Origin of the sequence: Obesumbacterium proteus, assembly GCF_001586165.1 — a bacterium.
Taxonomy (GTDB): domain Bacteria; phylum Pseudomonadota; class Gammaproteobacteria; order Enterobacterales; family Enterobacteriaceae; genus Hafnia; species Hafnia protea.
The window spans coordinates 3,931,217-3,951,837 of sequence record NZ_CP014608.1; the positions used below are offsets into that span (position 1 = coordinate 3,931,217).

At 46.5% G+C, this 20,621-nt stretch carries 13 protein-coding genes; 4 read left to right on the forward strand and 9 right to left on the reverse strand.

Annotation, left to right across the window (positions count from 1 at the left end; translation table 11 throughout):
• Positions 1-16: 16 nt before the first annotated feature.
• A complete protein-coding gene (locus tag DSM2777_RS18485; RefSeq protein ID WP_061554802.1) occupies positions 17-2,386 on the forward strand; it encodes a DUF5906 domain-containing protein in 2,370 nt (789 codons plus the stop codon).
• Positions 2,387-2,780: 394 nt separating this feature from the next.
• On the opposite strand, the gene DSM2777_RS18490 is transcribed toward DSM2777_RS18485, so the two are convergent.
• Positions 2,781-3,227, reverse strand: a complete 447-nt coding sequence (locus DSM2777_RS18490; protein ID WP_049002104.1) for a hypothetical protein — start codon at positions 3,225-3,227, stop codon at positions 2,781-2,783.
• 660 nt (positions 3,228-3,887) lie between these two features.
• Between DSM2777_RS18490 and DSM2777_RS18495 the strand changes: the two genes are divergently transcribed.
• Positions 3,888-4,175 carry a hypothetical protein gene (locus DSM2777_RS18495; RefSeq protein ID WP_049002105.1) on the forward strand — a complete coding sequence of 96 codons (288 nt, stop codon included), beginning with the start codon at positions 3,888-3,890 and terminating at the stop codon, positions 4,173-4,175.
• Positions 4,176-4,732: 557 nt separating this feature from the next.
• Here the strand turns inward: DSM2777_RS18495 and DSM2777_RS18500 are convergent.
• The 8 genes from DSM2777_RS18500 to hsdR (DSM2777_RS18535) all read right to left on the reverse strand — a co-directional run bounded on the left by DSM2777_RS18500 (position 4,733) and on the right by hsdR (DSM2777_RS18535) (position 18,366).
• The gene (locus DSM2777_RS18500) at positions 4,733-5,164 is read right to left on the reverse strand and encodes a hypothetical protein (protein ID WP_049002106.1); all 432 of its coding nucleotides are present in this window, start codon (positions 5,162-5,164) and stop codon (positions 4,733-4,735) included.
• A 30-nt stretch (positions 5,165-5,194) separates the two neighbouring features.
• Complete coding sequence (locus DSM2777_RS18505) at positions 5,195-6,301, reverse strand: PDDEXK family nuclease (RefSeq protein ID WP_049002107.1); 1,107 nt, start codon at positions 6,299-6,301, stop codon at positions 5,195-5,197.
• Positions 6,302-6,311: 10 nt separating this feature from the next.
• Positions 6,312-8,021, reverse strand: a complete 1,710-nt coding sequence (locus DSM2777_RS18510; protein WP_061554803.1) for a restriction endonuclease subunit S — start codon at positions 8,019-8,021, stop codon at positions 6,312-6,314.
• Positions 8,021-9,493 carry an N-6 DNA methylase gene (locus DSM2777_RS18515; protein WP_061554804.1) on the reverse strand — a complete coding sequence of 491 codons (1,473 nt, stop codon included), beginning with the start codon at positions 9,491-9,493 and terminating at the stop codon, positions 8,021-8,023. The genes DSM2777_RS18510 and DSM2777_RS18515 overlap by 1 nt, the downstream gene beginning before the upstream one ends.
• A gap of 74 nt (positions 9,494-9,567) precedes the next feature.
• Positions 9,568-12,003 carry an EcoAI/FtnUII family type I restriction enzme subunit R gene (gene hsdR, locus DSM2777_RS18520; protein WP_061554805.1) on the reverse strand — a complete coding sequence of 812 codons (2,436 nt, stop codon included), beginning with the start codon at positions 12,001-12,003 and terminating at the stop codon, positions 9,568-9,570.
• A gap of 661 nt (positions 12,004-12,664) precedes the next feature.
• Positions 12,665-14,380, reverse strand: coding sequence for a restriction endonuclease subunit S (locus DSM2777_RS18525; protein WP_061554806.1), 1,716 nt, complete (start codon positions 14,378-14,380; stop codon positions 12,665-12,667).
• A complete protein-coding gene (locus tag DSM2777_RS18530) occupies positions 14,380-15,852 on the reverse strand; it encodes an N-6 DNA methylase (protein ID WP_061554807.1) in 1,473 nt (490 codons plus the stop codon). The genes DSM2777_RS18525 and DSM2777_RS18530 overlap by 1 nt, the downstream gene beginning before the upstream one ends.
• Positions 15,853-15,924: 72 nt before the next feature.
• Positions 15,925-18,366, reverse strand: coding sequence for an EcoAI/FtnUII family type I restriction enzme subunit R (gene hsdR / locus DSM2777_RS18535; protein ID WP_061554808.1), 2,442 nt, complete (start codon positions 18,364-18,366; stop codon positions 15,925-15,927).
• 1,064 nt (positions 18,367-19,430) lie between these two features.
• On the opposite strand from hsdR (DSM2777_RS18535), the gene DSM2777_RS18540 reads away from it, so the two are divergent.
• Both DSM2777_RS18540 and DSM2777_RS18545 read left to right on the forward strand, forming a co-directional pair.
• Positions 19,431-20,102, forward strand: a complete 672-nt coding sequence (locus DSM2777_RS18540; RefSeq protein ID WP_237087789.1) for a hypothetical protein — start codon at positions 19,431-19,433, stop codon at positions 20,100-20,102.
• 57 nt (positions 20,103-20,159) lie between these two features.
• Positions 20,160-20,618, forward strand: a complete 459-nt coding sequence (locus DSM2777_RS18545; protein ID WP_061554809.1) for a hypothetical protein — start codon at positions 20,160-20,162, stop codon at positions 20,616-20,618.
• Positions 20,619-20,621: the final 3 nt, after the last annotated feature.

Sequence of the window (20,621 nt, forward strand, 5' to 3'; positions counted from 1 at the left end):
TTGAGTGGTGAATCCGATGCGTAATATCGACTTTATCCGCGAAGTGACTCATACCGCTGCCGGGCAATGGCAATCCGTTTTGTCTGGCCTCGGTATCGCAGTTTCTGATTCACCGCTCAGGCATACCCCCTGCCCCGCGTGCGGAGGAACTGATCGCTTCCGATTCGACGACAATGGGCGCGGGGCCCATATCTGCAATCAGTGTGGCGCTGGCGATGGCCTTGACCTGATTAAGAAGGTGAACGGCTGCGACACGACAGAGGCCGCGCAACTGGTGGCAGAGGTGTTGGGTATTGATTACCGGACAACGCAAACCGATCCAAGCGCTGCTATCGAGCGTCAGGCATTACAAGAGGCAGAGCGCCTGCAACGTGAGCTGACGCGTCAGGAACTAGCCGTACAGGACACAGAACACCGTCGCCTAGCCTTTGCTCGCCGCTATGCTGCGATGCGTCAGAACGTCACACAGGGCGAATCTGACTATTTGAAATCAAAGGGGCTAAACGGCTTCACCTATCAGCTTCTCACTGATGGTACGATCCTGCTGCCGCTAGTGGACAACACCGGTGTGGTCACTGCCGCACAAACTATTACCTCGAGTGGGGAAAAGCGCCTTGTTGTGGATTCAGCCAAACGCGGAGCATTCCACGCTATTAACGCACCAGAGCAACCGCAGGAAGTGATCCTTGCGGAAGGACTGGCAACGGCCTTATCCGTTCACTTGATGCGACCGGATGCGCTGACCGTTTGTGCAGTCGATGCCGGGAACCTGTTACACGCCGCCATCCAGATGCGTCAACAGCACCCACAGGCACAAATAATTATTGCCGCTGATAACGACTTCTACGACAACCAAACTAACACCGGGAAAGAAGCCGCAGACAAAGCGGCAATTGTGGTAGCGGGATGGGTGGCTCTTCCTCCGGGCGAGCATAAAGCCGATTGGAATGATCACCACCAGCAATACGGGTTGGCTGAGACCACCAGCATGTTTACCAATTCGTTGTACCAGGCACAGGGGGAAAGCGTGAAATCAACATTACAAGGTATCTCTCACAGTAAACAAGGTGTAAGCAAAGCTGACTCAGTTTCAGAGCTAGGCGGCGGAGAAGCACTTAATTCTGAAGAGCTACAAGCGCTGAAAGACATTAACCGTACCTATACGCATGTCACCATAGGAGGTAAGCACAGAGTCGTATCGCTCAAACCTTGTCAGGTAAACGGAATGACACACGCTTTTGAGGATCTCAGTCAGTTTCGCAACTATTTCCACCACATGCCAAAAATTGCAAAAAAGTCAGCAGGATCAGCTTGGCTACATTGGCCGGGGAAAAATTACAAACCCGATGGTGTAGGATTTTATCCTGATGTAAAAAAATGCCCACCGGATGTATTTAATCTTTATTCAGGGTTATCTGTAACGCCAATTGATGCTGACTGCTCACCCTACACAGAGCATCTGAAAAATGTCATTTGTGCAGGTGATAATGACGCATATCAGTATTTAATTGGTTGGCTGGCACACTTGATTCAGAAACCAGACGAGAAACCGTCTGTCGCTATCGTAATGAAGTCTGTTCCAGGAACCGGTAAAGGAACGACTGTCAAACCATTGCTTGAAATACTGGGGCAGTATGCTGTTCACATCAACGGAGCCGGACAAATTGCAGGCCGCTTTAACTCCACACTGGCAAACAAACTCCTGATCTTTGCTGATGAGGTAACTGTACGTAACCGGGCAGAGGCAGACAAGCTCAAGGGAATCATCAGTGAATCGTCAGTAAATCTGGAACGTAAGGGCATAGATGCGGAGCCTATGCCAAACTTTGCTCGCCTGATCTTTGCGAGTAATAGCTCGCAGACACTGTTGGCTGGAGTAGGTGAAAGGCGCTATCTGGTTCTGGAACCCGACCCGTCAAAAGCGCAAGTGAAAGACTACTTTGATCACCTCCATACCTGGGTGAACAATGGCGGAGCTGGGAAGTTACTTCACCTTTTGCAACATTTCGACTTGCAATCATTTGACCGTCACCGTGCCCCGCAGACCAGCGCACTACGAGAAGAGATATTGCAGGGTTTATCCGGCGCGAACCTGTTTCTGTACACTGAAATCGTTAAGGACAGGCCCTTTGACGGTATGGCACGCATCGCTGTATCAAGTTTGGTGGACAAATTTTTGTTCTGGTCTCAGGAACAAGGGGAAATCAGGCAGGCTGCAGCTGCCAGAACACTGGTGGGTAAAGCAATGGTCAGTATGAAATTGAAAAGTTCTGGTCGACCAGGCCGTGGCGATGGAGTTATCTACGAACTTCCTGATAGTGAGACCTTACGGGAAGCATTCGCGCAGAGTATCGGAATGGGGGGGGTGCAGCGTTTTTTAAATTAGCTTCTCGCGAAAAAATTATGATTTGCTATACCACCTGTACCATCTAAAAAATAATCATAAAAAAATCATATAATTATGCTGGGATAGCATTATCTTAACCTGTATGAACGATATGCCAATTCAACCAAAGAAATCGCTTACTTCTGGTATAGAGAGGGGTTGCCACCATGATTGCATTGGAAAGAGTGTTCATGGGCAAGAAAGGTTTAGGTGATAGTACAGGTAACAAAATAACCTGTACCAGCTATGAGCCGTACCACATCAGCTTTTCTCCAGTCAAGGTACACGTGGTACGGCTTTTTACAGTAATTCCCGCATTTTCTTTTTAATGTTATGAAGGCATCGCGTTGCGAGATAAGGAAGGTTGGTAGCTCCAGACAACAGCAGAGGACTGCTATGCCATCTGGGCGGCGATAAATGAGGCTTTGTATAATTCGACCAACGCACCACCAAGAGCGCTATTCACCCCGTAAAACCGCCAGTAGCTTAATTTAGATACTTCCTCCCAAGCACGATCGTCAAGCCTGTTCGGGTTCACCTTCATCCCTTTATAGCTGCGGCCCTCACGCGCAGCCATTTTCATCATGAATGCTATCTGTGCAATGGTGCCGTTCTTACAGAAATCCTCTGCTGTTAGCCTTGAGCCATCATATTGCACGAAGGCATCGGAGATCTGCTGCTGCATAAAGTCCATTTTAATCGGGCATTCTTTGGCCTTTGATGCTGGTACTTGTGGCTTAGTTACTTTGTACTCAGGAAACCCCCTTTGAATCTGCTGCCCGTCAGCCAGTGCGCTGGCGCTGGATGCGATCAGTAGCACAGCAATCATAATTTTTTTCATGCGTAAGCCCTCCATAATACATGCTTGTAATAAACAATTTATGCCACCTCCCCTGCATTCCAAGTAATATTGAACAATCATATTTCAATATATACTCTCGAACGTCTGCAGTTGTATTGGTCGCTTTATTAACTAAAATTAAAAAAATGACCGAACCATCAAATTTATATATTGAATGCTTCATGCCATGTTCATCATATCGAGTACGCGATTTATAATAGTCTGCATCGAATAGCATGAAATTAATCTCTAAAAACATCATATCGTTTGTGTCGATCAATTATAATAATATCGATAGCTACAATCTATCAAATCAAAACTATCGATCGGCACAGGCAATTTGAAACGATCGATAAGGGCATTTTGATTGTCAAAACCTATCAATTATAAGCAATAGATCGTCATATAACGCATTAACATTGGCATTTCCCTTTTGGATGGTATGATTTCTTGAGCGGTGCAACCTGACACTCCAGCATGGCTAACAACCTATCCAGATGCTTTTAGTGAATCTTAAACATGGTTAGATCAAGCTATACATCGGAGTGGACTATTTATCGAGAGAAGAAGGTATAAAGGCCGAATTAAAACAGTAAAAAACAAACCAAAGGATAGAACAATGAAAATTGTAAAACGACATTCCCCCTTAGGAGTAAGGAAATGAAAAATAGCCTGTGGAAAAAATACGATGAACTACTGGAAAGACAACCTGAATTACTTAATCTTGAACAAATAACCATTAATCTGAAGGAACTTCAGGAATATATAGCAAATGGAAATTCAGCAGCCTATGAGCTATTTGATGCTTTTGAAGTCATCCGGCAGGATGAAGTCGAGCAAACGATGGGATTTCGAGGTGTCCCGCGTGTGTTTCTTACTCAGTTAATTCTGCTGAGTAACGAATATTGTGAATCCCGTAGTTCATTAATCAATGATGAAATCGACTAATACTCCATAGGATAAAAAACCAATAACCTTCTGAGCTTATCTGTCAAAACTTGCTTGATATTCACTATTGCCCAGAGGGTTATCTACTCATCAAAAAAGCATAGGATAAATGTTCAATTTCATCTATCACATCAAATTTGATGCGTCAGATTAACCACCAGTCAGAGAAAAATCACACGTTCGAAGATATGAAAATTACTCACTTCCACCTGAAATAAAAAACAACGAAAGCAATATTTGTATCCCATTAAAAAAAAGCATGCCGCGCAAAATGCGATTAACTGATAACTTACCCTATCTTAAGGTCAAGCAGACTGTGGTTTACCGGACTGTCATTAGTACGGGCTTGTAGGGGGAAATTGATTCCATTAGCTCAATCCAGGATACAATCAGCAACCAGAAATTGCCTGCCTGTTGACCTTCAAAGCAAGTGGAATGGTCGGAGGATGTACAGATTGAGAAATTTCTCGCTGGCATCCTTGCCGGAGAATAGAAACGACATCATGAAGCTTTCTGGCACGCTCATACCAAAGATGTACTCACAACAACTCTTGCTACTAAAATCCCATCTGCTCCCAGTTATCTTTCCAGCCAGCAATGCGTTTTACTGATATGGCGTGATGAGTTGATTCATCGTTTTGAGCACGGTGTCCGCCATGTTTATCCAGATAATCCAGATGAGCCTGATGAATGTCATTTCTAATCCAGGAGAGTGGCGTGATATAGAACGCATTGGGCTCCCGGCCAAGATCGATAAATACCCAGAACTCGCTGCCATTATTATCAACAACACTTTCAATACCGTAACGGGTTGATGTTTGCCAGGTCCCTGCCGTTTTGGCTCTGGTCATCACTTTGTGCGTTTTGCCATTCGGGGCAATAAAGGTGATAAACGGTTTATTGCCTTCTTTCTGAACGACAACATTGCTGGCCCCAAGGCTCTTGAGTTTTTGCACTACCGCTAACTGCCCTAATGCTGCTGTGGTCATACTTTCCTCCAGTACGATTTACAGATGTTTTTACTCAGACCGCTCGGCGTTCCAGCGGGGGAAACTGCGTTTGAGTTTATCGACGGTATGACGCCATTTCGGCGTGGTAGGCTTACAGACCGTGTTCTGATTGCCGAAGAAACCGACCTCATTCACGGCTTCACTTTCTGCGCGGGTTTCCAGCCATTTCACGGGAACAAAATATTCTGATTTGTCAGGGTCATCAGCATTTTCACGATACCCGTCGCCAAATCTGAGTACGTCCATTGCCAGCTTTTCGCCGTGTTCCGTGTTAATGGTGAAGCTGCTCGCTGGTTCAACAGCGCTCTGTACGATGCCGACGCCGACATAACCCGTTGCCGGGATTTTTGCCCAAATGCGGTCGCCTGGCTGAAGCTGTTTTAAGGTCTGGCTGTACCAGCTCCCACCGCCTGCGCTAATAAATCCGTAGCTGCGAGCCTCCTCCCAAACACGGCTGTTTGGATCGCCAAACGAAACGTAAAACTCGCCGTTCCAGGGCTCTTTTGCATTAGCGTTAGTGGCAGTGGCCTGTGCTGCGTTGGTTTGCGTTTCACTCGGGTCAATAAGCCAGGCGCGGCTTAAGAACTGCTCGTCTCCGTGCTGGAACACTTTGAAGAACAGGACGTTGATTGAGATACCATTCTTACTCAGGTAATCGACGATGCGTTCGGTAGAGGGGTCCAGCTCTGCTGCCACAATGATGATTTGGTGCGACAGGTTGAGCGACTCTTCCTCCAACTCAGTATTAAAGCGCTGTCTGAACGCATCGCCCAGATTGCCGCCGCCGGAGAATTTTTCATAAATCTGTGACAAACGATCGGCGGTTAAGTCATCCACCCAGGAAGCGTAATCCAGCGCCTGCGCGACTACTTCACGCGGCGTGCGGTCGCGTTTAAGCTCAATCAGGATCAGCGAGGCATCCGGCGCAATCGCCAACAGGTCGATACGCCCTTTGTCGAGTGTATTTTCCTGATGCCCGATAATCATCCACTGATCGGAGAGGATAGTGGGGTCGTTTAAAATCATCTTCTCCAGCAGTTGCTCGCTGGCGAGTTTGCTGATAGTTAGCGGCTGGGGATTCTCCCCTATCCGCCAGATTGCATGATGAACCGGCATCGTCTGCTCCTTAGTTTAATGCTGCATCGGTGAGCGCATCTGCCAGGTGGAGCTGGGTTTGCCGGGTTGATTGCAAGACCATGTTAAGGTTGTCACACAGTGACATCAATTCATTGACTCTCTTTAATATCTTTTCTTGCTGTTTATGAGGAGCGAAGGGGATAAGCAGGTCATTTATATTTTTTAAATTGAGCCCTGGCTTTGCTCCATAACTTATATCTAAAAGAAGTTTTCGACCACCATGCTCACCAATTAACCAGGTGTGTATATATGTATTTATTGCTTTATACATCAATCTAATTAATGCAACATGTTGACTAACATAAGCATCTTCTAAATCTAAATCAACAATTGCCACTTTTGCAACATTACCACCAGTGATTGTCATTAATAGATCGCCGAATTCAACGCGCGTTCGTATTCCTTCCGTATTCAAAGGTAGTTTAACGTAAGCTCGATTATCAAACTCCAAACGATCAAATTTTATATCTTGAGATCTAATAAATATTGACCCTTCATCGGAATAAAATTGGTTCCACCCTCGTGAACCACTTGTTACGAATTCACATAAACTTCCCAACCTTACCCACTCCCAACCGATGGGCAATTCAAAAGGTATTTCCTCTTCACTCACTGGCGACAACGGTTTTTGCTTTTTGATTTTACCGTCTTTCACCAGTTGCGCTTTTTCCTGCTCAATATGTTTAAGCAGTTCAGAAGCAGGTTCGTCATTAGGATCTTGCGGTACCAGTTTACCCATTACTGCCAGTTGCAGAATGGTTTGTTTAAGCGCGTCAATGCTCGCTTCGGTGGTAAACAGCGTGTCGAAATGCTGACTAATTCGCGCCCAATTTTCAGCTAACTCTTCTGCATTTTGGCTAGCGGTCAGCGTTGTCAACAGGGTTTCGACAAGTTGCGAGTGGGCATCCAGGCTGGTCAGGGATTGCTGTTCCAGTTGATCGCAAAGTGACATCAGTTCGTTTACTTTTGAACAAATGTTAAATTGTGTATTTAAGCTGGATAACGGTACTGGTATTGAAACTAATTTAGCTTGATTCAATTTTGGAACTGTTGTACCTGTTATATATTCTGAGAGATCGGCTGCAGTCAGATAACAAGAAACAAATTCGTTTAATAAAACCGAATTGAATGGTTTGATTACATGAGCATGGTTATTTACCCAAACTTTACCTGAAATACAAAATGCCGTTTTATCACCTTTATTCCATTTAGCACCATCTTCACCGACCAAAACTAATTCATCATCAAAAATGTAGTCATCAATATAATCAACAATACCAGAGGCTCCATAATATGGGTATTCACCTGATGAACGAGCTTCTTTTGTGACTGGTTTTCGTTGATGATCCAAAATTTCAACTAACTGCCCCAACCGTACCCACTCCCACCCAACCGGCAGCTCAAAAGGCTTTTCATCCTCGCTAATTTCAGGTAGCGGCTTTTGCTTTTTAATTTTTCCCTGTTTCACCAGCTCAGCTTTCTCAGCCGCAACACGCTTTAACAGCTCAGAAGCCGGTTCATCAGTCGGGTCCTGCGGCACCAGCTTGCCACGCACCGCCAGTTCCAGGATCAGCTCACGCAGTTTCTTAATGCCATAGAGGTCGATTTTACCGTTACTGCCGCGCCCGGCGGTGGAGCGGGTTTGCAGGGCGGAAGTCCAGGTATCGATATGCTGGGTGATCAGTTGTTCAACGGCCATCAGTTCGCCCCCTTGTTGCCCGCCAATGCGGCACCAAGGATATCGCGCAACTGGTTACGCAGCTCGCTGATTTCCGCCTGCTGTGTCTGATATTGCGCCAGCAGTTCATCCGGGTCGTGGCTGATGGTTTCGCCCTGGTACGGGTTTTTGATATCGAGGTTGAAGTTGCGCGCAATGATGTCGTCGATGCTCACTTTCCACGCCTGGTTGTTCCCTACCCGGCTGGCAAAACCATCGGCTTCGCTGCCCCACCAGTCGATCTCGGTCTGGAATTCTTCAAACTTCATCGGTTTGGTTTTGCTGTAGTTCTTCACGCCATCCGGGTACGGGTGTTCATAGAACCAGATCTCTTTGGTCGGCTGGCCTTTGGTGAAGAACAGAATATTGGTTTTGATGCCGGTGTACGGGTTAAACACACCGTTTGGCAGACGCACGATGGTGTGCAGGTTGCACTCTTCGGTGAGCAGCTTTTTGATTTTGGTTTTAACACCTTCACCAAATAGCGTGCCGTCTGGCAATACCACTGCTGCACGGCCTTTATCGGCCAGCACTTCGATAATCAGTTGCAGGAACAGGTCGGCGGTTTCGCGGGTCTGCATTTCTGCCGGGAAGTTCTTCTCGATACCGTCTTCTTCGGTGCCGCCAAACGGTGGGTTGGTGACAATCACGTCTAGCTGCTCATCCCATGAAGAAAGCGGTTTGTTGAGCGTGTTGTCATGGCGGATTTGTACCGGCACTTCAATGCCGTGCAGCAACATATTGGTGGTACACAGCAGGTGTGGAAGCTGTTTTTTCTCGACGCCGAAAATCTGCTTTTGCAGCGTTTTATGGTCTTCGGTGGTTTTAACGTAATGCTCTTTCACATGGTCGAAGGAACACGCCAGGAAACCGCCAGTACCGCAGGCCGGGTCCATAATCGACTCACCCAGTTTCGGGTCGATGCGGTTGACCATAAAGCGCGTCACCGCACGCGGAGTATAGAACTCGCCCGCATTGCCCGCGTTTTGCAGGTCGCGCAGAATTTGTTCATAAATGTCGCCAAACAGGTGACGCTCGGAGCTGCTGCTAAAATCAATTTCATTGAGCTTGTTAATTACCTGGCGCAACAGCGTACCGTTTTTCATGTAGTTGTAGGCATCGCTAAACGCTTGCTTCACCACAAAACCGCGCGGGTTTTTATCGATTGGCGCAATCATGCTTTTCAGGGTTGGGAACAAGTCATCATTCACAAACTCCAGCAGCTCATCACCGGTAATTCCTTCGCTGTTTGCCGCCCAGGTGCGCCATAGGTAACGTTTAGGGATCGGCAACTGGTAATCATCCTGCTCCAGTTCCAGCTCTTCTTCTTGAGTGTCAAAAATTTTCAGGAACAGCAACCAGGAAAGCTGGCCTAAGCGTTGGGCATCGCCATCCACGCCTGCGTCTTTGCGCATGATGTCCTGGAGGGATTTTATGACTGAGCTAATTGACATGTTTTCTTTCCGTTTTTAAAAAATGATGCCACCGGGAGCCGTAAGCGCCAGGTGGCAGAATAGTCGTTGGGTTATCAGGCGGAGCGTGGTGGCAACTGGTAGATTTCGTTTTCCAGTTCGTTCACTGCCTCTTCGTAAGCCTGCTTGTTACCAAAGCTGCTTTTGATAATTTCCAGTGGGCGGCCCAGCGTGTCGAACGGTTTGAGCTTCAACACCTGAATATCTTCGATTTCCTGCACGCCTTCGTCAGCGTATTTATCCAGAAGCGTGTTTAACACGTTCTGTGCAGGCGCGGAATATTTGGTGAAATAGTTACGCTTGCGCACGTTGTTGGCACGTTCCTGGCGCGTGAGCGGCGGCTGGCCGTAAACCACATGGCAAAGTAAATCGAACGGGTCGAGATCTTTACCCACCTCTTCGGCTAACACATCCCAAAGCACGCCCAGCTCTTGCAGCTCCGCAATGATCACCTGCTTGCGGTCGGCAGATTGCCATTTACGGGTGAAGTCATCAAGTGATGCGTAGTCTTTATCTTTTAGCAACGTTTTGCGGGTGTAATCCTGAAAGGATTCCGTGACCAGTTTGCCGTCTGCATCGTAATACTGAACGCGTTTCGCCAGCACTTTTACCGCAACGCCGTTAACGTGGAATTTGCGGATTTTGTTTTCGTCGTCTTCTTCGAAAGCGCCAGTTCCATCGCCTGATGTCGGGTCATACGTTGCAGGAGTTTCTTCCATCCCAGTAAACACTTCAGGCAATTCACTCTCTGGCGTGTCGTCTTCCAGCCGCTCGTCAAAATCAGAGTCCGGGTCGGTAATCTCTTCTGCCGTGGTACGAATCACTTTTTCCGGTACGCCGTCAAAACGTTCATCGGCAAACAGTTCGGTGGCTTTTTTGAAGTCGAGAATGGTGAACCATAGCTTGCCGTGTTTTTCGTTGATACGCGTGCCGCGCCCGATGATTTGCTTGAACTTGGTCATCGACTGAATGTTTTGATCCAGCACCACCAGCTTGCAGGTTTGAGCATCCACGCCGGTGCTCATCAACTCTGAGGTAGTGGCAATCACCGGGTAAGGCTTTTTAGGATTGATGAAGTTATCCAGTTGCCCTTTGCCGATCTCGTCATCGCCGGTGATTTTCATCACATACTTTTCGTTCTTCTTCACCTGCTCCGGGTTCAGGTTGACGAGTGCCCGGCGCATTCGGTCGGCATGATCGATGTCGTTACAAAAGACGATAGTTTTATCCATCGGATTGGTGCGTTTTAAATAGTCGGTGATGGTTTGCGCCACCAGCAGGGTGCGCTCATCAATCACCATGGTGCGGTCGAAATCTTTCTGGTTATAAATACGGTCTTCGATCAGCTCCCCGTGTTTATCCACCTGCCCTTTGGTCGGACGCCAGCCCTGCAAATCCACGTCGATATCCACGCGCACCACTTTGTAAGGGGCGAGGAAGCCATCTTCGATGCCTTCTTTCAGGGAATAGGTATAGACCGGTTCACCAAAGTAGTCGGTACTGGAGACTTCTTCGGTTTCTTTCGGCGTGGCGGTGAGGCCAATCTGCGTGGCACTGCTGAAGTATTCGAGAATTTCACGCCAGGCACTGTCTTCCGACGCGCTGCCACGGTGGCATTCGTCGATGACAATCAGGTCAAAGAAATCGGCCGCGACTTGTTTAAAGGCTTTCTGATGTTCTTCCGGCCCGGTGATGGCCTGATACAGCGCCAACTGGATTTCATATGCCGGGTCGATGGTGCGCCCGGTGATTTTTGTCATCGCGCTGCCAAAGGGTTGGAAATCGTTAGTTTTGGTCTGATCAACCAGAATATTGCGGTCCGCGAGGAACAGAATGCGTTTCTTGTTTTTTGCTTTCCATAAACGCCAGATAATCTGGAAAGCGGTATAGGTTTTCCCGGTTCCGGTCGCCATCACCAGTAATACACGTTTTTGTCCGGCAGAAACGGCTTCTATGGTTTTATTGATTGCCTGTAACTGATAGTAGCGCGGGGATTTCCCTGAATTGTCATCGTAGTAATCCTGGCTGATGACGGGCATTTGTTCGGTAGTAAAACCTTTCCAGGCGCAGTATTTATCCCAAAGCTGTTCAGGGCTTGGGAAATCTTCTAGCTTGATTTCAGACTCAAGCTGCACAGGGTTGGTTTTATCGTGAAAGATAAAGCCATCACCGTTGGAGGCAAAAACAAAAGGCACATCAAGCAAGCGCGCGTAATCCAGCCCTTGCTGCATCCCTTTGCCAATCTCATGCTTATTGGCTTTTGCTTCTATAACAGCAAGCGGTAACCCCGGTTTGTGGTAAAGCACAATATCGGCTGATTTCACCGTCAGGCGTGCCGCCAGTTTGCCGCGTACCACTACTTTGCCATCACGGAGTTTTACCTCCTGACGTATCTGCGTCATCACGTCCCACCCCGCGTCTTTAATCGCAGGCAGGATGAATTTGGTGATGATATCCGTTTCAGTCAGATTGGTTTTGTTCACGCCAGCCATAGCAAAGCTCTCAACGGTGAAAGGTCAGCCCTGATTTTACACATAATGATGCGGTAGGTAATGACCTGAAACGATGTTTTGAGCCATTGGCACCCGGCAAACGAAATCAAAGATCACATCAAAATTGCAGCGACCTCTTTTTTGCAGCATGTTGTTGGCTTTGTTGTGCGCCAAAAGGACTTTTACACTGTTACTTGGTTCGTGTGATCAGCAGCGTAATAATTCCCGTGTTCTATTCTCGTCGGACTTAAACTGGGGCTACTCATGAACGTTTGATGGTATCTGTGATGGTACGCGGCAGTAATTAACCAATAATCTAGTTTGTTATCAATACCTTAAATATTCATTCGATTCCTGCAGGGGACACCATATAAACCTCTTCTGAAGCCTACCGAAATCAATAATCCCCTCCTTCTTATCAGCAATAACCCCTTAGTTTTGACTATACGACATCAACCGATATCACCCCATTTTCACGTAAATAAACGAGCGTTTGATGCCTTCGGGAGTACTTATGCTGTTCAACAAAAATAAGGCCCGTAAAATACTCTTGGGTAAACGTCAGATAGCCACTGCAAAAGACAAAGCCTATAAGCTCACAGGCGGTGGAGGATTCCCCCCCACACGCCAGATAGCATAATGAACCGGTATCGTCTGTTTCTTAGTTTAATGCTGCATCGGTGAGCGCATCCGCCAAGTGAAGCTGGGTTTGCTGGGCGGATTGCAGGCGGGATTTGAGGGTGTCGCAGAATGTATCCATCTGACTTATCTTGCTAAATACTGCACTTTGAATCCCAGCAGGAGGTACAGGGATTAGGATGTTTGACAGACTTTCAATGTTCAACTTTGGCATTTTTATTCGATTCTCTGCCGCCCTAACTTGAATAAGAAATACTTCGGACAGTATCACCTTTAATAAATAACCAGCATTAAGGAAACAGTCTAAAGGATACATGTCTGCGCTACACAACCCATCATATTCAGCAATGAATGCTTTTGAGAGCGACGGACGTATTTTTGAATATACAATTTGGTTTTTATAAAACCTACTATTTGGCCCTTTTATCCCAGACTCCTTAACTGTTCTCTGCGAAATAACTTTCCCAGTTCCCTTTTCAATAATATCAGGCGCAACCTGAAAGAAGTCATAATAGTTTTCTGGCTTCACCAACTCTGCGCGAATATTAATTACACTACCTAAACGACACCACTCCCACCCCTCCGGCAACTCAAACGGTTTCTCATCATCACTAATTGGCGGCAACGGTTTTTGTTTTTTAATTTTCCCTTCTTTCACCAGTTGCGCTTTTTCCTGCTCAATACGTTTAAGCAGCTCAGAAGCCGGTTCGTCGTTAGGATCTTGCGCCACCAGTTTCCCCATCACCGCCAGTTGCAGAATGGTTTGCTTAAGCGCGTCGATACTCGCTTCAGTGGTAAATAACGTGTCGAAATGCTGGCTAATTCGCGCCCAGTTTTCGGCGAGTTCTTCTGCATTTTGGCTGTCGGTTAGCGTTGCCAGCAGGGTTTCTACCAGTTGCTGATGGGCGTCCAGACTGATTAGCGATTGCTGTTCCAGTTGAGCGCAGAGGGACATAAGATCATTAACTTTATCTACAATACGGAGTTGTTCTTCTAATGGAGGAATCGCAACTACCCCAGCAAAAAATTGTTTATCATTAATCGCAGGATAAGCAATTCCAGTCTGACAACTTTCAACATAGTTAATAAATACAGGTGACCGAAGGTAGTGATAGATGAATGTTGCAGAAATGCCTTCCCACGGGTGAACTATTGCAAATGCGGTGCTGGCTATTGGTTCTGGATGGAAATCGTCATTTATAACTGCAATATTTAGCAAATAAGGACGAACTGTAGAATATACAACTGTATTTCTACGAACAATTTTTCTCGCCCGAGAAGGTGCATCTTGAGCTTGCATTATTGTTGGCTCTGCAACGATGCCTAATTCTTTGTTAATGGATCCAACATCAATATATGTAAAATCATTTTCGGGAGTTTTTTGCCCCCAATCATGACCAACATGATCCATTCTTACCCACTCCCACCCACTCGGCAACTCAAACGGCTTCTCATCCTCGCTAATCTCAGGCAACGGCTTTTGCTTTTTAATTTTCCCCTGCTTCACCAGCTCCGCTTTCTCGGCAGCAATGCGCTTTAACAGCTCAGACGCCGGTTCATCATTCGGGTCCTGCGGCACCAGTTTGCCGCGCACCGCCAGTTCCAGAATCAGCTCGCGCAGTTTCTTAATGCCGTACAGGTCGATTTTGCCGTTGCTGCCGCGCCCAGCGGTGGAGCGGGTTTGCAGCGCAGAAGACCAGATATCGATATGGTCAGTGATCAGCTTCTCAACGGCCATCAGTTCGCCCCCTTGTTGCCTGCCAGTGCAGCACCGAGGATGTCGCGCAGCTGGTTACGCAGCTCGCTGATTTCCGCCTGCTGAATATGGTACTGCGCCAGCAGCTCGTCTGGATCATGAGTTATCTTTTCACCCTCGTAAGGGTTCGGGATATCAAGATTGAAGTTACGAGCGATGATCTTGTCGATACTGACTTTCCACGCCTGATTGTTCTCTTCGCGGCTGGCAAAACCGTCGGCTTCGTTACCCCACCAGTCGATTTCCGCTTGGAACTCTTCAAACTTCATCGGCTTGGTTTTGCTGTAGTTCTTCACACCGTCCGGGTACGGGTGCTCGTAGAACCAGACGTCTTTGGTTGGCTGACCTTTGGTGAAGAACAGAATATTAGTTTTGATACCGGTGTACGGGTTAAACACGCCGTTCGGCAAACGCACGATGGTGTGCAGGTTGCACTCTTCGGTGAGCAGCTTTTTGATTTTGGTTTTTACCCCTTCACCAAACAGCGTACCGTCCGGTAACACCACCGCCGCGCGGCCTTTGTCGGCCAGCACTTCAATAATCAGTTGCAGGAACAAATCGGCAGTTTCACGGGTTTGCATCTCTGCCGGGAAGTTCTTCTCGATGCCGTCTTCTTCGGTGCCGCCAAAAGGTGGGTTGGTGATGATCACGTCAAGCTGCTCATCCCATGAAGAGAGCGGTTTATTCAGCGTGTTGTCGTGGCGGATTTGCACCGGCACTTCAATACCGTGCAGCAGCATATTGGTGGTACACAGCAGATGCGGAAGCTGTTTTTTCTCTACGCCGTGGATCTGCTGTTGCAGGGTTTTGTGGTCTTCGGTGGTGTTGACGTAATGCTCTTTCACATGATCGAACGCACAGGCAAGAAAGCCGCCCGTGCCGCACGCAGGGTCCATAATCGACTCGCCGAGCTTTGGATCAATACGGTTGACCATAAAACGCGTTACGGCACGCGGGGTATAGAACTCGCCCGCATTTCCGGCGCTTTGCAGGTCGCGCAGGATCTGTTCGTAGATATCGCCAAACAGGTGGCGTTCTTGGCTGCTGCTGAAGTCAATTTCGTTGAGTTTGTTGATCACCTGACGCAGCAACGTACCGTTTTTCATGTAGTTGTAGGCATCGCTGAACGCCTGTTTGACCACAAAGCCACGCGGGTTCTTATCGATCGGCGCGGTGAGGTTTTTCAGGGTCGGGAACAGGTCGTCGTTTACAAATTCCAGCAACGCCTCACCGGTGATGCCCTCGCTGTTGTCTGCCCAGCTACGCCATAAATAGCGCTGTGGGATCGGGAACTGGTAGTCATCCTGCTCCAGTTCCAGTTCTTCTTCTTGGGTATCAAAAATCTTCAAGAACAGCAGCCATGAAAGCTGCCCCAGACGCTGGGCATCACCGTCCACACCGGCGTCTTTACGCATAATGTCCTGAAGGGATTTAATAACTGAGCTAATCGACATGTTTTCTTTCCATACTTAAAAAAGGATGCCACCGGTCGCAGACGCGGCCAGTGGCAATATATTTATAGGTTATCAGGCTGAGCGTGGCGGTAGCTGGTAGATTTCGTTCTCCAGTTCGTTGACGGCTTGCTCATATGCTTTCTTGTCACCAAAGCGGGTTTTGATGATTTCTATCGGACGCCCCAGCGTATCGAACGGCTTCAGTTTAAGTACCTGAACGTCCTCAATTTCCTGCACGCCTTCATCGGCATATTTATCCAACAACGTGTTAAGTACCTGCTGTGCTGGCTCAGCGTATTTGGTGAAGTAATTGCGCTTACGCACATTGGCCACGCGTTCCTGACGGGTTAGCGGCGGCTGACCGTACACCACATGGCAGAGCAAATCAAACGGGTCGAGATCTTTCCCCACCTCTTCGGCGAGGACTTCCCACAGAACACCCAACTGCTCCAGCTCTTCGATGATGACCTGTTTGCGCGGTGCATCCTGCCATTTACGCACGAAGCTATCCAGTGAGGAGTATTCGCTGTCTTTGAGCATCGTTTTGCGGGTGTAATCTTGGAAGGATTCAGTCACCAGTTTACCGTCAGAGTCGTAATACTGAACGCGCTTAGCCAGTACTTTCACGTCCACACCGTTCACATAGAACTTACGGACTTTGTTTTCATCATCATCATGAAACTCGCCGTTTCCTACGCTCTTGTCATGGTTAACCTGATATTCTGCACCGTCTTCTCGAACCACACTGGCAACGTTATCACCGTCATCAGTGCTATCTTCCGCATCTAGCCGTTCATTAAAATCAGACTTTTCATCAGAAATGTCGTTAGGTTTCACCACCAACACTTTTTCCGGCACACCATCAAAGCGCTCATCGGCAAACAGCTCGGTCGCTTTCTTAAAATCGAGAATGGTGAACCACAGTTTGCCGTGCTTTTCGTTGATGCGCGTACCGCGTCCGATAATCTGTTTAAACTTGGTCATCGACTGAATGTTTTGATCCAGCACCACCAGCTTACAGGTCTGCGCATCAACGCCGGTGGTCATCAACTCCGACGTTGTCGCAATTACAGGGTAAGCTTTTTTTGGGTTAATAAAGTTATCCAGCTGCGCCTTGCCGAGATCGTCATCGCCGGTGATTTTCATCACGTACTTTTCGTTTTTCAACACCTGCTCGGGGTTGAGCACCACCAGCGCGTGGCGCATTCGATCGGCGTGATCGATGTCGTTACAGAAGACGATGGTTTTATCCATCGGATTAGTGCGTTTCAGGTAATCAGTGATGGTCTGCGCCACCAGCATGGTGCGTTCATCAATCACCAGCGTGCGGTCAAAATCCTTCAGGTTATAGATGCGATCTTCAATCTCTTGGCCGTATTTATCTAACTGGCCTTTAATAGGTCGCCAGCCCTGCACGTCAACATCGATATCCACACGCACCACTTTGTAGGGCGCAAGGAAACCGTCTTCAATGCCCTCTTTCAGCGAATAGGTGTAAACCGGCTCACCGAAGTAGTCGATATTAGAGACATCTTCCGTTTCTTTTGGCGTTGCCGTCAGGCCTATCTGGGTAGCGCTGCCGAAATACTCCAGAATCTCCCGCCAAGCAGAATCTTCAGATGCGCTGCCACGATGGCATTCGTCAATCACAATCAGGTCAAAGAAATCTGGGGCCACCTGCTTATAGGCTTTTTGGTGTTCTTCCGGTCCGGTAATGGCCTGGTACAGCGCCAGATGAACCTCATAAGCCGGATCGATAGTGCGTCCGGTCACTTTAGTCATCGCCGCACCGAAAGGCTGAAAATCGTTATTTTTAGTTTGATCGACCAGAATGTTGCGGTCCGCAAGGAAGAGGATGCGTTTTTTGTTTTTGGCTTTCCACAGACGCCAGATTATCTGGAATGCGGTATACGTTTTGCCTGTACCGGTTGCCATGACCAGTAGAATACGATTCTTTCCAGCCGATACGGCATCTACCGTTCGGTTAACCGCCTGCATCTGATAGTAACGAGGAGATTTTCCGCTGCCGTCGTCGAAATAGTCCTGACTGATAACCGGCAGCTGCTCCTGAGTGAATCCTTTCCAGACGCAGTATTTTTGCCAGAGTTGTTCAGGCGTTGGGAAGTCACTGAGAGTAATTTCGGATTCGAGCTGCTGCGGATTGGTTTTATCGTGGAAGACGAACCCATCACCGTTGGAGGCAAAGACAAAGGGAACATCGAGCAGGCTAGCGTAGTCCAGTCCCTGCTGCATCCCTTTACTGATGGCGTGCTTGTTAGCCTTGGCTTCGATAACTGCCAATGGCAAGTTAGGCTTATGATACAGCACGATATCCGCAGACTTAACTTTGATACGTGAGGCCAATTTGCCACGGACGACAATTTTGCCATCACGCAGTTTCACTTCCTGACGAATCTGGGCCAAATCATCCCAACCAGCCTCCTTCACCGCAGGAAGGATGAATTTACTGATGATATCCGTTTCAGTCAGGTGCGTTTTGTTCACGCCAGCCATAGCAGGGCACTCCACGATATTGGGTTAACTCTGATTTTACACGGTTCTGATTTTACACAGAATAGTACCGGACGTAATGACCTGATACGCGTTTTTGGCCAATTGACACCCGCAATATTGAATTAGAGGTCACTCCAAAATTACAGTGACTTATTTTTGAGCATATCGGTCTACGCAACATGAGTATTACGCTTAATCTGGCTCATGCGAGCACGGGCATAGCGATTGCCTAATTCTATTCTCGTCGCACTCAAAATCGAGACAATTACCAAGCCGTGATTCATCCTTATTTCGTCAACACAACGCTGATCGCTGTCGATGGATTGAATATCCACACCGCAACAAAACATAAAGAACACACATAAAACACAAATAACTCATTCAAGAAAAGATTTGATCGCCGCATAGCCTTGATGATTATTCAGGCATTATCTCACCGTTTTTTGTCTGCACGCCTCATTCTCCTTTCACCTTAGTATAAAAACATCTAACAGATAAACTTATAAATGAAGAATAAAAACCTAATCGACATCTAACCGACAGTTCATAACATTATAAAATTGATGGTTATGAATATAAGTATCTAAAAAAGAGTGGTACTGGATATACTTCTTACCTGTCGAGAAAAGAATATTTTTAAAGATATTCAATTCATCAATAGCATCGCTTCTGAACATTCCATATAAAAATCAGCATGGGGCATGCATAGGTATCAATACTTGCTATTACATCTAGTAATACGAGAACGAGCCAACGACAGCAGCTAAATTTTCAGTTTGGTTTTTAACTGGCTTCATATTTATTTATTACATATATAATTACGAATAATGGATAAAACAGATAATTAATAGGTTTCAATAGAACAAAGCCTAACAAGGATTGCGAGGTTTGAATTACAGAAAGGAGTCTATCATCTCTCCAGTAATTTCCTTTCTCTCAATTCATATAAATAGAATGTGAATTTCAACAAAACATTCACTCACTAAAGCTTTAATTCCATTAAGAATCAAAGCCCTCTCCTCTGCTGAATAAAAATGGATGCGAGATATAATATGGAGATAGATATGAACAATGATACAAGTCACCATGATATTTCAATTATAACAAACAACGAGTTTTTGAAGTTAGGTTTGATTTCTGTACTCGATAAGCTTGCTGCTAACATCATCATAACCAAAGCCATTTTTATTGATGTCGATAGTTTGAAATTAATTTCAGACTTAGATGCCATTTTAAAAGATGCCTATGCAAATAGAATGTCAGTGGTTCTCATCTGCTCTGGCGGCGATATGTCTATGGTTTTTGGACGTTTACCACATATCGATATTCGTGCCCATATATCCACATGGATGAGAGATATTGTTGGGCTATTAAGATCAAGTTTAACGCATTACTTCGTGAAAGCATGTAGCGATCTTATCTGCGTAGAAAAGCTTGGGTCGATGAAAATGGCCATCATCCTCATGATTAATAGAGAGTGGTCATTTAGTCTTATTGCTCGAACGTTAAAGATTTCACATAAAACACTTTATCGCTATACCGGCGGCTTAGTTTTATATTTTAACGTGAGGAATATTAATTTTTTATTTTACTTTCTCCGTTCAAGATTTCTTCCATCTTACTTTGATTCTCGCCTAAGTAATTGCTCACTAAGAACGCCGTTACTGTCATTTGTTTCAGGAAAATTCACGAATCAGAATCAAACACGATTACCGTCAACTTTAGCCCAAGCGTAACCAGCCCTGGCCGCTTATTAATTATTTTATCATGATGTAATTGAGGAGTTATTTGATATGAACATGAGTTCATCAAAATTATTGATCTTGGGATCAATCTGTCTGCTGGCCGCTTGCTCTACACAATCTACCAAGAAGCCTCACAGCAACAATCATAAAACAGCTGCGGCAACAACGGGTTATACCAATACAAACACGCCAACGGATAACTATATTACAAAACGTACCGCAAGTTTAACCGGTATAACATTAGCGTCGACCAATAATACCTGCGTAGACCATTTTAATTTCCTTCGAGAAACTAAGGCGGCTGAGTATCAGAAATATACAAAAGACTATGGTGATATAGGCAAAGGCTATCGTTTTTTGAACGTCAATAAAAACATTATGGATAACGATGCCAGAGAGGTTTACACCATGTCGCTTGATATGAAGCTAGATACCCTGTGCTCAAAAGTTCAATACACTGGCTATTCTGTTGTTAAAGCAAAAATAAAAGAACTCGCCGGTATTTAATTA

What these genes read in the sequence shown, in the direction of transcription:
- DSM2777_RS18485 (WP_061554802.1), top strand. Translation starts at nt 17, where the DNA reads ATGCGTAATATCGACTTTATCCGCGAAGTGACTCATACCGCTGCCGGG.
- DSM2777_RS18490 (WP_049002104.1), bottom strand. Translation starts at nt 3,227, where the DNA reads ATGAAAAAAATTATGATTGCTGTGCTACTGATCGCATCCAGCGCCAGC.
- DSM2777_RS18495 (WP_049002105.1), top strand. Translation starts at nt 3,888, where the DNA reads ATGAAAAATAGCCTGTGGAAAAAATACGATGAACTACTGGAAAGACAA.
- DSM2777_RS18500 (WP_049002106.1), bottom strand. Translation starts at nt 5,164, where the DNA reads ATGACCACAGCAGCATTAGGGCAGTTAGCGGTAGTGCAAAAACTCAAG.
- DSM2777_RS18505 (WP_049002107.1), bottom strand. Translation starts at nt 6,301, where the DNA reads ATGCCGGTTCATCATGCAATCTGGCGGATAGGGGAGAATCCCCAGCCG.
- DSM2777_RS18510 (WP_061554803.1), bottom strand. Translation starts at nt 8,021, where the DNA reads ATGGCCGTTGAACAACTGATCACCCAGCATATCGATACCTGGACTTCC.
- DSM2777_RS18515 (WP_061554804.1), bottom strand. Translation starts at nt 9,493, where the DNA reads ATGTCAATTAGCTCAGTCATAAAATCCCTCCAGGACATCATGCGCAAA.
- hsdR (WP_061554805.1), bottom strand. Translation starts at nt 12,003, where the DNA reads ATGGCTGGCGTGAACAAAACCAATCTGACTGAAACGGATATCATCACC.
- DSM2777_RS18525 (WP_061554806.1), bottom strand. Translation starts at nt 14,380, where the DNA reads ATGGCCGTTGAGAAGCTGATCACTGACCATATCGATATCTGGTCTTCT.
- DSM2777_RS18530 (WP_061554807.1), bottom strand. Translation starts at nt 15,852, where the DNA reads ATGTCGATTAGCTCAGTTATTAAATCCCTTCAGGACATTATGCGTAAA.
- hsdR (WP_061554808.1), bottom strand. Translation starts at nt 18,366, where the DNA reads ATGGCTGGCGTGAACAAAACGCACCTGACTGAAACGGATATCATCAGT.
- DSM2777_RS18540 (WP_237087789.1), top strand. Translation starts at nt 19,431, where the DNA reads ATGAACAATGATACAAGTCACCATGATATTTCAATTATAACAAACAAC.
- DSM2777_RS18545 (WP_061554809.1), top strand. Translation starts at nt 20,160, where the DNA reads ATGAACATGAGTTCATCAAAATTATTGATCTTGGGATCAATCTGTCTG.